The 12,671-nt window shown below is 66.4% G+C and carries 9 protein-coding genes and 2 pseudogenes; 5 read left to right on the forward strand and 6 right to left on the reverse strand.

What is annotated here, in order from left to right; genetic code table 11:
• Positions 1-271, reverse strand: a 271-nt coding sequence (locus KPL59_RS32355) for a transposase family protein (RefSeq protein ID WP_226363098.1), incomplete at its 3' end; no start/stop codon positions are given.
• Between the two features lie 89 nt (positions 272-360).
• Positions 361-555 (reverse strand): annotated as a pseudogene (locus KPL59_RS37915) (transposase family protein); the annotation flags it as partial.
• A gap of 378 nt (positions 556-933) precedes the next feature.
• On the opposite strand from KPL59_RS37915, the gene KPL59_RS32365 reads away from it, so the two are divergent.
• From KPL59_RS32365 to KPL59_RS32375, 3 genes are all read left to right on the forward strand, one after another.
• Positions 934-3,960, forward strand: coding sequence for an RHS repeat-associated core domain-containing protein (locus tag KPL59_RS32365; protein WP_226360132.1), 3,027 nt, complete (start codon positions 934-936; stop codon positions 3,958-3,960).
• A gap of 443 nt (positions 3,961-4,403) precedes the next feature.
• Positions 4,404-4,877, forward strand: coding sequence for a transposase family protein (locus tag KPL59_RS32370; protein ID WP_226360131.1), 474 nt, complete (start codon positions 4,404-4,406; stop codon positions 4,875-4,877).
• 117 nt (positions 4,878-4,994) lie between these two features.
• Positions 4,995-5,759 carry a transposase gene (locus KPL59_RS32375; RefSeq protein WP_226359944.1) on the forward strand — a complete coding sequence of 255 codons (765 nt, stop codon included), beginning with the start codon at positions 4,995-4,997 and terminating at the stop codon, positions 5,757-5,759.
• Between the two features lie 1,014 nt (positions 5,760-6,773).
• On the opposite strand, the gene KPL59_RS32380 is transcribed toward KPL59_RS32375, so the two are convergent.
• Together KPL59_RS32380 and KPL59_RS36280 are read right to left on the reverse strand one after the other, a co-directional pair.
• Positions 6,774-7,295, reverse strand: a complete 522-nt coding sequence (locus KPL59_RS32380) for an IS5 family transposase (RefSeq protein ID WP_374111689.1) — start codon at positions 7,293-7,295, stop codon at positions 6,774-6,776.
• Positions 7,219-7,671, reverse strand: coding sequence for an IS5 family transposase (locus tag KPL59_RS36280; protein ID WP_374111683.1), 453 nt, complete (start codon positions 7,669-7,671; stop codon positions 7,219-7,221). The genes KPL59_RS32380 and KPL59_RS36280 overlap by 77 nt, the downstream gene beginning before the upstream one ends.
• Positions 7,672-8,281: 610 nt before the next feature.
• On the opposite strand from KPL59_RS36280, the gene KPL59_RS32385 reads away from it, so the two are divergent.
• Positions 8,282-9,652, forward strand: a complete 1,371-nt coding sequence (locus KPL59_RS32385; protein ID WP_226360130.1) for a cation:proton antiporter — start codon at positions 8,282-8,284, stop codon at positions 9,650-9,652.
• Positions 9,653-9,772: 120 nt separating this feature from the next.
• Here the strand turns inward: KPL59_RS32385 and KPL59_RS32390 are convergent, their stop codons facing one another.
• Positions 9,773-10,213, reverse strand: a complete 441-nt coding sequence (locus KPL59_RS32390) for a MarR family winged helix-turn-helix transcriptional regulator (RefSeq protein ID WP_226360129.1) — start codon at positions 10,211-10,213, stop codon at positions 9,773-9,775.
• Positions 10,214-10,266: 53 nt separating this feature from the next.
• Between KPL59_RS32390 and KPL59_RS32395 the strand changes: the two genes are divergently transcribed.
• A complete protein-coding gene (locus KPL59_RS32395; RefSeq protein ID WP_226360128.1) occupies positions 10,267-11,694 on the forward strand; it encodes an MFS transporter in 1,428 nt (475 codons plus the stop codon).
• An 8-nt stretch (positions 11,695-11,702) separates the two neighbouring features.
• Here KPL59_RS32395 and KPL59_RS37920 read toward each other — a convergent pair.
• Positions 11,703-12,623, reverse strand: a pseudogene (locus KPL59_RS37920) (methyltransferase).
• Positions 12,624-12,671 lie beyond the last annotated feature (48 nt).

The raw sequence follows: 12,671 nt of genomic DNA on the forward strand, positions 1-12,671 counted from the left end.
TTGAATGTTTTTTGCCAGTCGAGAAGTTCCCGGCCGGGTGTTTTTTGAACGGGGTGAGCATGCCGCGCCCGATGTATCCTTTATCGCCGATCGGGGGGTATGTGGCGAGGTGGGAGGGCGCCGGATGGTCGAGGCAATATAGGTCGTGTCGGGAGCCTGGGGTCGGGTCGGAGATCCACGACAGCTGCTGCCCTTCCAGGGTGGCTGCGACCTGGACGACGACGCCGGTGGTGCGATGCTTGCCCGACCACAGACCCGCACCGCGGCCCATGACCAGCAGGGCAGCAAGGTTCCATCGATGATGTACTGCCGATCGGCACGAAGCTCCTCTGCCGTCGGAACGACACTCCGCAGCGCCTGTGCCAGCAACGGTGTCACCCCCGTGATCGCTCGACTAACCGTCGACTGCGACACCCCATAGGTTTCCGCCAACTCCCACTGCACACGATTCCCGCGCAGATACGCCAACGTGATCACCACCGACCAGAACAACCCCAGAACCGGCGGCCAAGACAAACGTGCCTCCGTCGCGTCCCGCTGATCCTGCTCATACACTATAGCGACAAGATCCTGAATTTCATCACGCCGGAAACCAGTGGTATAGAGGCTTATTCAGGGTGATCATGAAGTGCGGTGTTTCTCCAGGTCGGGACCGCAGCGAGGTAGCCCGCCAGGCGGCCCTGAATAAGCCTCAATGCTGCGCGTTTTCGGTTACGAACCATGCTGGTGGCAATGGCTACGGTCGTTGCCACCGGCTCGGGAGCGTTCGGAGGTCTGGCCGCAGCCCAGCCCCCTGCGCCCCCGCCGGATCCCAACCAGCCCGGGTCGGCGCTGACCGCCGACCACAAGCCAGAGACCTACGAGCCTGGCGACGCTGACACGACCCCGAACGTCGGCGGCGCACCGTCGCCGGAGCCCTGGACGCCGGCTGTCGTGTCTGCCGACCCGGGGCAAGGTGTCGTCTCCGGGCAGTCGACCGACCCCGGCGGCGCCATCTCCCCGCAGATGCAGACGCAGAAGGTCGGCCCCGGCCCGAACGCCGGCGCGGCGGGAATCGGGCTGCGGGACTTCTCCCCGGTCGAGGTCCGCCAGATCTCGGACAAGCTGCAGCTGCTGACCAACCTGGCCAACGGCAACATCGTCGTGCGCTACACGAACTCGGTGGTCGCCGCTGAGGGCCAGGCCTCCGACGTCTCCCACGTCTACAACAACATGTCCACCGGCTCCGGCGCGTTCGGCCGCGGCTGGGCGATGTCCACCGGCCTCGACGTCGGCCTCGAGATCATCAACAGCGGCGCCACGGTGAAGCTGCACGGCCCCACCGGCTACGTCGTGACCTACACCCGCCAGTCCAACGGTTCCTACACCGGCAGCTCGGGCGCGAACTCCAAGCTGACGCGCGCCAGCGACGGTGTCTGGACCATCAAGTGGGACAAGACCGAGGATCGCTGGCTGTTCCACCCCAACGGCGTCATGAAGGAGCAGCTGACCAAGAACAACGTCAGCACCAAGCTCAACTACGACGCCGCCAACAACGACCGCGTCGCAGCGATCTACGACTCGATCGGCCGGGTCACCAAGTTCGAGGACTACGACTCCGAGGACCGGGTCCTGTCCTACACCGACCCGGTTGGCCGCGAGCACGGACCGTTCAACTACGACGCCGCCGGTGACCTCGTCTCCTTCGAGGACCAGCTCGACAACGAGGTCAAGTTCGGCTACTCGAACGGCAACCTGACCTCGATCACCAGCCCCAACGGCGACGTCTACACCATCGGCTACGACGCCCAGCGGCGCGTCACCTCGATCAACGAGCCGAACGGCCAGACTCCGGCCACCACCCAGTACTCCTACCCGGCTTCCGGGCGGACCACCGAGACCGACCCCCGCGGGGGCGTCTCGAACTACTACTTCGACAGCCAGGGCCGCCAGACCAAGGCCGTCGACCAGCTGGGCAACGAGCAGTCCAAGACCTGGACCGCCAACAGCGACGTCGCCTCGACCACCGACGCGCTCGGGTCGAACCTGACCTACGCCTTCGACGCCAACAACCGCCCCACCAGCGCCACGCTGCCCACCGGGGCCAGCAACTCGGTCGGCTACTCCAACGCTGCCCACCCGTACTTCCCGACGTCGATGACCGACGCCCAGGGCAACCAGATGACCCGGCTCTACAACGCCGCCGGTGACCTGACCTCGGTCCGCTCGGTTCAGCAGAACCGCGATGTCGTGAAGTTCGAGTACAACGCCGCCGGCCAGCCCACCAAGAAGACCGATGGCGCGAACCGGGTCACCACCTACCAGTACGGCGGTGGCGGCCGTATGACCGTCGAGACCCCGCCGACGCCGATGCAGCCCCGCGTCATCGGCTACGACAACCTCGACCGCGTCACCCAGATCGTCGACGGCAACGGCAGCAAGATCTTCTACCGTTACGACGCGATGGACCGCCTCGTCGAGATCGGCCGCGACAACAACGGCACCTACGTGCCCCTGCAGTACAACAACTTCGATGCCGAAGGCAACATGGTCGGCCGATACTTCGGCGACACCGGCCTGCAGCTGGCCTACAGCCCCCGCAACCAGGTCACCGAGGCGCACAACACCCGCAGCGGCGTCATCTACCGCGTCTTCTACCGCTACGACGCCAGCAACAACGTCACCGACCTGTTCAACGACGGCGGCCACACCTTCTACGACTACGACGCCGCCAACCGGCTCACCTTCCAGCGCGGCCCGAAGACCGGCATGGAGGCCAGCCACCAGTACGACAAGAACGACCAGCGGACGAAGACCACCTACCCCGGCAACTTCACGGTCTCGACCACCTACGACAAGTCCGGTCGCCAGACCGCACTCGTCGCAGCCACCAGCGGCGGAACCAAGCGGATCGACCGCACCTACCGTTGGACGAACGCCAACAACCAGGACACCACCCAGCTCCAGCGCGAGACCCGCGAGGGCACCGCGTTCTCCTACACCTACGACACGCTCAACCAGCTGACCGCCCGCAACAGCTCAGCCGGGAACCTCACCTACGCCCTCGACGGAGCCTCGAACCTCACCTCCGCCGAGGGACGCAACTTCGGGATCAACTCCGCCGGACAGGTCGCATCCGGCAACAACACCACCTACACCCACGACGGTGCCGGCAACCTCACCACCGGCTCCAACGGGCTGATCAACAACACCTACAGCCCCACCAACCAGCTCCGCAGCTCGACCACCGCCGGCAACGGCACGATCGACTTCACCTACGACTCGGTCGACCAGGCCCAGCGCGCGGTCATCTCCAAGAACGCCGGCGGCGTCGTCACCGAACAGCGCCTCGAGAACACCGCCATCGGCGTCACGGCCATCACCACCAACGGCGCACGGTCGGAGTTCACCCGCGACCCCGCCGGCCGCCTCATCGGCCAGACCGCCCCCAACGGGCAGAACCTCTACGCCGTCACCGACTACCAGGGCTCCACACTCGCCCTCATCGACGGCAACGGCGCCCTCGCCGCCAAGTACGACTACAAGCCCTACGGCGACACCACCTCCACCGGCACCGCTGCGGCCGGCAACCCGTTCCGCTGGATCGGCGCTCAGCAGCTCGCCGACAACCACGGCACATACCTGACCGGGTACCGCCAGCACAACCCCATCCTCGCTCGCTTCACTCAGCCTGATCCGTCCCAGGCTGAGCCCAATCCCTACACCTACGGGCTGGCGAACCCCTGCAGTTACAGCGATCCAAGTGGCTTGGACGCTCTCGGGTGCGCGAAGGCGGTTGGCGCTGGGGTCGGACTAGTAGCGGGAGTCGCCGGCGCGATCTACTTCTTCCCAGTCACTGCCGTAGCAGGCGCATCGCTTGCGGTGACCCAGGCGGTCGCCGGTTACACTCTGTTCGGAGCCGTAGCTGGGGGCGTGTTGAACGTCGGACTCGACCTGGCACGAGAATGCGGGGGATATTAGTGCAGGAGCGACGCCCTCCACGATGGGCTCTACTGCTTCTGCTCGCGTGCGCCGGCTTCATGGTGTATAGCGGTTTCACCAACCTGCGCGATGATCACACTCCATCTGCCGTCGGAGCCTTCATTGCGGCCGCCAGCCTCATCGGACTAGCCGCACTGCTGGCTGGCGTTCGTCGCAGCTAACTCGGCGACCCGCGCAAGCGAAGTAGTCGCGGTGGCCCCACCTCTCATGATGAGGTCACCGCGACTACCGCGCACTCTTCTTCGCAAACCTAGAATCTGATTCACGACTCCGGCGGGCATCAAGAATCTGCGCGCGAGCATTGAGGCTTATTCAGGCCCCGTGAAATAACGATCTAGCCCGGCGTGTCGGGTTGGGCGACAGCCCGTCCATCGCGAATATTGGTTTGCCGAATCAATCCGAGATGAACGGGCTGCCGCAGTATGTACTATACCACTGGTTTCCGGCGTGATGAAATTCAGGATCTTGTCGCTATAGTGTATGAGCAGGATCAGCGGGACGCGACGGAGGCACGTTTGTCTTGGCCGCCGGTTCTGGGGTTGTTCTGGTCGGTGGTGATCACGTTGGCGTATCTGCGCGGGAATCGTGTGCAGTGGGAGTTGGCGGAAACCTATGGGGTGTCGCAGTCGACGGTTAGTCGAGCGATCACGGGGGTGACACCGTTGCTGGCACAGGCGCTGCGGAGTGTCGTTCCGACGGCAGAGGAGCTTCGTGCCGATCGGCAGTACATCATCGATGGAACCTTGCTGCCCTGCTGGTCATGGGCCGCGGTGCCGGGTCTGTGGTCGGGCAAGCATCGCACCACCGGCGTCGTCGTCCAGGTCGCAGCCACCCTGGAAGGGCAGCTGTCGTGGATCTCCGACCCGACCCCAGGCTCCCGACACGACCTATATTGAGGCTTATTCAGGCCCCGTGAAATAACGATCTAGCCCGGCGTGTCGGGTTGGGCGACAGCCCGTCCATCGCGAATATTGGTTTGCCGAATCAATCCGAGATGAACGGGCTGCCGCAGTATGTACTATACCACTGGTTTCCGGCGTGATGAAATTCAGGATCTTGTCGCTATAGTGTATGAGCAGGATCAGCGGGACGCGACGGAGGCACGTTTGTCTTGGCCGCCGGTTCTGGGGTTGTTCTGGTCGGTGGTGATCACGTTGGCGTATCTGCGCGGGAATCGTGTGCAGTGGGAGTTGGCGGAAACCTATGGGGTGTCGCAGTCGACGGTTAGTCGAGCGATCACGGGGGTGACACCGTTGCTGGCACAGGCGCTGCGGAGTGTCGTTCCGACGGCAGAGGAGCTTCGTGCCGATCGGCAGTACATCATCGATGGAACCTTGCTGCCCTGCTGGTCATGGGCCGCGGTGCCGGGTCTGTGGTCGGGCAAGCATCGCACCACCGGCGTCGTCGTCCAGGTCGCAGCCACCCTGGAAGGGCAGCTGTCGTGGATCTCCGACCCGACCCCAGGCTCCCGACACGACCTATATTGCCTCGACCAATCCGGCGCCCTCGACCACCTCGCCACATACCCCCCGATCGGCGATAAAGGATACATCGGGCGCGGCATGCTCACCCCGTTCAAAAAACCACCCGGCCGGGAACTTCTCGACTGGCAAAAAACATTCAACAAGAGCCTCAACCACACACGCGCCACCATCGAACGAGTCATCGCCCATATCAAAACGTGGAAAGTTCTCCACACAGACTACCGGCGGCCCTACGCCACATTTAAAACGACAATCTCGGCAGTCATCGGACTCATCTTCTACACACTTACCTGACGGAGCCTGAATAAGCCTCTTGATCTCAACCTGGCTTGAGAGTGCACAGTGGTCGGCATGACGCCGGTGAGATAGTTGCGAAGCTGACCGAAGCGTGGAACGCCGGTGACGGCGACCGGCGGGCGGAGGCATTTATCGAGGACGCCGTCTTCGTTGACGCGCTGGGCGAACCCAGTGCGGTCGGTCCGTTATCGCCGCCGAGCATAAGAAGAACCTTCACAGCCACGATCCCGACCTGGTCGCGCTGGCGCCGCTGGGCCGGGACGACACCAACGAAGCTTGAACCATCGCGATATCGCTCGCTACTTCTCCAACATGCGCCCGGGCTCAGCCCGCTGTGGCTGCGGTCAGGGCTTCCCTGGAGATTCTGCGCTGCGCCGGCAACGCGACGCCGCAAGTGCAGTACCGGGCGGTCTTGCTCATATAGCGCTACCCCTACCCACAGAATCGAGTGCAACTCCTGGACGGACATCATCGCCGTCTCGTCGTCTCTCCGTGTCGGAATTCCTGCGCAGATAGCTTCGACCCTGTCTTGGATAACGGTGCCAGCCACAAGAAATGGGAGAAGAGGGCGAGGCTGAGGTGGAACGAAGATGTATATAAGCTCGGCCGCTCCGTCCGGCTCTGCCGGAACTCGCTTTACCTCAAGACCCTCAATCCTCGGGAACGTGTTCCGATCCACAACCCGACGAATGGCGCTAACGGTCAGTCGCGGGTCGACGTGGTGGACCCGGGATATTTCGTCGTACTCACGACGGGATTTCGTGGCGAGGCCGATGACGACCAGGCCGCTGCCGCCAGTACTCGCGAACGATGCGACGTCCTTCGCCAGCTAGATCTCCACGGCCTTGGCGCCCAGGTGCACTTCACGTTTCACCTCGAGACTGGCGTCCTCCGCGAGACCCACCAGTACGCTTCCCCGGCCGTCGCGCACCAACGCGCGCATTCTTTCTGCTGTGAGCTCGCGACGGGGTACCCCGGATGCGAGCGCCTCCACATCGTCGACCTAGCGGTCTAGGGCGTGTCTCCCAATGCGCGGAGCCAGGTGAGGATCGCTTTCAGGACGGCGCCGCCGCGGAAGGTCAGGGCGAGCTTGTCGTAACGGGTGGCCAGACCGCGCCACTGCTTGACGTGGCAGAACCCGCGCTCGACGACGTTGCGGTTTCGGTAGTCGACCGGATCGAATGCGGGCGGTCGGCCGCCGCGTGAGCCGCGTCGTTTGCGGTGCCCCTGCTGGTCAGAGGGCTCCGGAATGACAGCGATGATCCGGCGCTCGCGCAGGTGCCGGCGGATCGCGCGTGAGGAGTAGGCCTTGTCCGCGCGCACGCGTTCGGGCCGGGTCCGGGGTCGTCCCGGGCCCGGTCGGGCGATGCTCAGGTGCGCCATCAGGTGCGGAAACACTGGCGAGTCGCCGCCCTGGCCGGGGCCGAGGAGGACCACCAGCGGGCGGCCGTGCCCGTCAACGAGCTGGTGGATCTTCGTCGACAGCCCTCCGCGGGACCGTCCCAGCGCGTGATCTGCTGGTTCGGCGAGCAGATTCGTGTAGTTCGATCCGGCCCCCTGTGTCGCGCTTGAGGGTCGCGGCATGCTGGTGGGCACGGATGATCGTGGAGTCCACGCTGACCGCCCACCCGAGCACCGCGGCGGCGTCGGCCTCGACCAGAAGAGCAGCCAGGATGTGGTCCCAGGTGCCGTCTCCGCTGTAGCGGCGGTGCCGCTTCCACAACGTCTGCCACGGCCCGAACTCGGCCGGGACGTCTCGCCAGGCAAGCCCGCACCGATACCGGTAGATGATCCCCTCGAGCACCCGGCGGTCATCGCGGAACGGGCGCCCGCGACGCCCCTCGGAGGAGGGCAACAGCGGCGCCAGACGGGCCCACTGGGCATCGGTCAGGACAGCGGTGCGCGGCACCGATCAAGCATCGCGCACCCCGGTCCGCCTATTTGGGAGACACGCCCTAGCAGTCCCCGACCGCCCCGAATGACGGCGGCTCCTGCGGGCTGCAGCCAACCAGTGGGCCGACGCGTTCAGGGACAACGGCAGCGGACGGAGTACCCCTCGACGACCCGAGGGGCGCGGTCCGCGTTGTCGGCCACCGAGACCCTTCGCCAATGCGCGCTGGGCGACCCGGTTGAACGACCACATCGCCGACCGCGGTCCACACCGGACGTGGCTCCCCGCACACACGCGCAGGTTCCACCGGTGCTGGCTGCCTGACGGGCAGCTCGTGCCACGGTGGCGTGATTGTCGCGGCTCTAGGCGGGAGCACCATGTACATCCGGACGGCACCCGGAGCCCGGACCGGGATGCCGCGCGCACCGCCCGCGTCGGGCTCCGTCTTCCCCGTCCCGGCGAGGCCCGCGAAGCTGCGGTCACCCGCGCCCCCCGGACCCGGCTCGGCGTCCGACGGAGATTTCGCGGCACCCACCCGAACGGTCAGCCAACTCGATCGGTGGACAGGTGAGAGCGTGGTCGACCGGTCCCGACATTCGACGCCCGATCCTCATCTCTGGAGCCGGCCATGTCAGACACGGCGCCCGTACCGCCCCTGTCCGCAGACACCCTCCTGCATTTCCTACTCGGTCTTGTGCTCTTGCTCGCCATCAGTCGTCTGCTCGGCGCGCTGGCCGAACGCGTCGGCTTGCCGGCTGTCGTCGGAGAGCTGCTCACCGGAGTGCTGCTCGGTCCGTCGCTGCTGGGATGGCTGGCCCCGGACCTGGCGAACTGGCTGTTGCCCGCCGAACCCGAGCAGATGCACCTACTCGACGGCGTCGGTCAGATCGGCCTGCTGCTCCTAGTCGCACTCGCCGGCGCCCACCTCGATCTGCGATTCCTGAGCAGACAACGCCGTGTGGCGATCACCGTCAGTCTCACCGGGCTGCTCATCCCTCTCGTGTTCGGCGTCGCCCTCGGGTTCGGCCTAACGAACGCTCTGGCCGCCACCGGCGCCGGCTCGTCCCCGGTCGCTGGGTCAGTGTTCCCGCTCTTTCTCGGCGTCGCGATGTGCGTCACTGCCATCCCGGTGGTTGCCAAGACCCTGTCCGACATGAATCTGCTGCACCGCGACCTCAGCCAACTCATTCTGGCCGCAGCCATGGTCGATGACGCGGTGGCCTGGTTGCTACTCTCTGTCGTCGCCGCCGCGGCGACCACCGGCGTAGCCACTGGGACCGTCGCCCTTTCCGTTGTCTCCATGGTCGGATTCGTGCTGGTAGCTGCCGTCGTTGGGCGCCCGGTCGTGCAATGGGCCACGGCACGCGCCATTCGCAGCGAGGCTCCCGGCCCGACCATAACGCTCGCTCTGATCATCGTCTTCTCAGCGGCGGCCATCACCCACGCCCTGAACCTGGAGGCCGTCCTCGGCGCGTTCATCGCCGGGCTCCTGCTGTCCACCACCGGCCCGGAGGTACAACGTCGTCTCGGCCCTCTGCGCATCGTGGTCCTGTCCGTGCTCGCCCCCGTCTTCCTGGCTACGGCGGGCCTGCGCATGGACCTCACCGCCCTGACCCGTCCCGACGTTTTGCTCGCCGCGCTCGCCGTGCTTTCCGTGGCGATTATTGGCAAGTTCGCCGGCGCCTACCTCGGTGCACGTCTGTCGAGCCTGTCGCGTTGGGAGGGGATCGCTCTCGGCACCGGCATGAACGCCCGCGGCGTCGTCGAGGTGATCGTCGCCATCGTCGGGCTGCGACTGGGGGTGCTCGACACCGCCGGCTACACCGTAATCGTGGTGGTCGCGATCGTGACCTCGTTGATGGCCCCGCCGCTGCTCCGCTGCGCGATGGGCCGCGTCGAGCAGAGCGAGGAGGAGCTACGGCGAGCGGTCACGCACAGCACGTGGTCGGGCACCAGCCCCGTCCGTCCACCAGACAGCGGACCACCGCCAGCCCCGTAGGCCACTGCCCCGGTGCGGCGTCGGCCGGCGGCTCTGCCGGACCGGTCGGTGGTGAGCGGACCCTGCCGCGATCCGCGCCCTCCCGCACCTCCGACGCAGGGAAGTAGGTCCCCGCCGTGGTCACCCGAGCAAGGCTCGGATATCACGCACGCTGGCCTCGACGAACCGGGCGACCACCGCTCGCTCCGCGGCGGTGAACTGCGCGAGGGTGCGACGGACCTGCTCGTCCAACATCGTGTATCGCTTGATCAGCCGCTCGCGGGCCACCGGGTCAGCCTCGACCAGCACACGGCGCCGGTCGCGGCGGTCCTGGACCCGACAGACCAGGCCAGCCGCCGTGAGTCGGTCGACCATGTGGGTGATAGCGCCGGAGGTCAGGTGGAGCCGGCGGGCGAGCTCCCCCGCCGGCAGCGGTCCGTCGACGACGAGCTCATGCACGCACCGCAGGTCGGACGCCCCGACACCGGCCTCACGGGCGATCACCTCGTTAACTGCTTGGACGGCGGAGAGCCACGGCGGCAGCAGCCGCACGATCAGCTCGACGGCCTCCTCGGAGGACACGCCTCAGGGTAGCCGGGGCCCACTTATCTTAGTCATTCAGGTATTATCGTGGCATGCAGCAGCGAACGATCGCGCTCTCAGCTCTCCTCCTCGCCGGTTTCCTGGACCTGCTCGGCGTCACAATCGTGACGGTGGCGCTGCCAACGATCACCGAGGACCTCGCTGCGGGCGCGTCCGAGACGCAGGCAGTGCTCGCCGCCTACACCCTTACCTTCGCGGTCGGACTTATCACCGGAGCTCGCCTGGGGCGGCGGCTAGGCGTGCGACGCGCCTTCCTCATCGGTTGCGTCGGCTTCACGCTCGCTTCCTTGGCGTGCGCGCTGGCGACTGGGACCTCGCTACTCGTCGGCGCGCGGATCGTCCAAGGCGCGTTCGCGGCGCTGATGATCCCCCAGGTGCTCGCGACCATCCAGCTCATGTATGAGCCGGCGGAGCGAGCGAAGCCGATGGCCGCCTTCTCTGCATTGCTCGGGATCGCCGCGTCCGCGGGACCCGTCCTCGGCGGCCTGATCATCGGGCTGGACCTGTTCGGCTCCAGCTGGCGCGGTGTCTTCATGATCAACGTTCCACTCGGCGCGCTCATCCTGGTCCTGGCGCTGCGTACGCTCCCGGCGACACCGCCGGAACGGGTTCAGCTGGACCTGCCCGGACTGCTGCTCTCGGCTGTGTCGCTGTTCATGGTGATTTATGGACTCTCGACGATGGCGGAGAGCGGGCAGGCGGTCTCCGGGCTGGTTACAGCCGCAGCCGGGGCTGCCCTGTTCATGGCGTTTATCGCGCACCAGCGGTTCGCCGAACGCCGCGGTGGACAGCCACTGGTGCCCGGCGCGCTGCGACGACGCGGGGTGTTCCGGGCCTCGATGGCGGTGCAGATCCTGTTCTTCGTCCCGGTTATGGGCTTCTCGCTGGTCGTCACGCAGTATGTGCAGAGCAGCCTCGGCTACAGTGCGCTGCTCGCCGGCGTGGTTGTGATCCCCTGGGCGATCTTCACCGGGATCGGCGCCGGTTTTGGGACGACGGTGCTGCTCCCCCGCATCGGCCGCACGGTCGTCCAGGCCGGGCTGGTCGTGATGTCCGCGGGCATGGCCCTTGTCATCGTAGCGGTGGTCGGCACCGCGGGTGACCCGGCGTTCTGGCAGCTCCTGCCTGGGAGCGCCGTCGGCGGGCTCGGGATGGGTTTGGTCGTCGGACCGCTGACCGAGATGTCGGTGTCCCAGGTCACCCGCGAGCACGCCTCCGACGCCTCCGGACTCTTCTACAGCGTCGGCCAGCTTTCGGCCAGCCTTGGCTTCGCCACGGTCGGAAGCGCCTACTTTGTGCTGTCGACAGCCAGCACCTCCCAGGCCTACGCGGAGGCGCTCGCGGTCGCACTCACCGTGGGGATCGCCGTCGCCGTACTCGCCGCAGCCGTCGCGTTCACCCTCCCCCGCCGATACCTCGCCGAGTCGGGGGCCGCCGAGGCCGAAGCGAGGACGTCCTGATGCCCTGCTCAGGCCGCCGCTTCGGCCGGCCTCGCCTCGATGACCGTGGCGAGGCCGAGGCAGTGTCGCCGACCGACCCGGAACCCTGCCGAGCCCAGAAGCTCGTCGAGCTCGGCCGCCGTGCGCTCGCGCCCACCACCGAGGACGCTGAGCATGTAGAGGTCCATGAGGTGGTTCATCGTGTCGCCGTCGCTCCCACCTCTCTCGTCGCGCTGAACGCTGCGCTCAATCACCAGCAGGGTGGCGGTCGGCGGCATGTCGCGCCGACAGACCTCGAGCAAGTCGGCGCAGCGCTCGTCGGACCAATCGTGCAGGACGAGGCTTATTCAGGATGATCATGAAGCAAGGCGCTTCCCCAGGCCAGCGTCTCAACGCAGCAGTCTGTTGAGCGTCCCTGAATAAGCCTCGACGTCTCGCAGAATGTACAGGTCGCCGCCGCGTGGCAGGGCTGCGAAGAAGTCTCCGGTGACGACCGCGATGCGCCCTGCGAACTCTGGAGCCGCGAAACGATCACGGGCGGCCGCGGCGGCCGTTGCAGTGTCTACCAGGACACCGCGCGCCGACGGGTACCGCTGCAGTACATGCGCCAGCAGCGCACCGTCGCCGCCTCCGACGTCGACGATCGTGGCGTATCGGGCGAAGTCGACGCCGTTAAGCCGTTCAAGGGTCAGCTGCAGGTCGGCCGCCTGCGAGCGGTAGAAGACGGCCTCGACCGCCGGGGCGGAAGAGAGGTGCGCGAACACATTGGTGCCGGTGTTGGCGACGAATGCCGAGGTCCCTGTGCGCACAGCGTATACTAGCCCGTCCCAGGCCCGTCCGATCTCGCTGCCCGCGAGCAACGCTGAGGGAGCGGCAGTACCGAACGCGTCCTCGAGCAGCGATCGCCCGATCCCCGTCAGCCCGTACCGGTCGAGCGGGCGACGATCCACGACGCCCAGCGCGACCAGGGCGTCGAGCAGCCGCCGCAACGCCCCGGT

It is taken from the genome of Pseudonocardia sp. ICBG1142, assembly GCF_020496255.1.
Taxonomy (GTDB): Bacteria; Actinomycetota; Actinomycetes; order Mycobacteriales; family Pseudonocardiaceae; genus Pseudonocardia.

Bases quoted from the DNA above. Each gene is read 5' to 3' on its own strand.
- KPL59_RS32375 (WP_226359944.1), top strand. From the start codon at position 4,995: ATGTACTATACCACTGGTTTCCGGCGTGATGAAATTCAGGATCTTGTC.
- KPL59_RS32385 (WP_226360130.1), top strand. From the start codon at position 8,282: ATGTCAGACACGGCGCCCGTACCGCCCCTGTCCGCAGACACCCTCCTG.
- KPL59_RS32395 (WP_226360128.1), top strand. From the start codon at position 10,267: ATGCAGCAGCGAACGATCGCGCTCTCAGCTCTCCTCCTCGCCGGTTTC.
- KPL59_RS32370 (WP_226360131.1), top strand. From the start codon at position 4,404: ATGTACTATACCACTGGTTTCCGGCGTGATGAAATTCAGGATCTTGTC.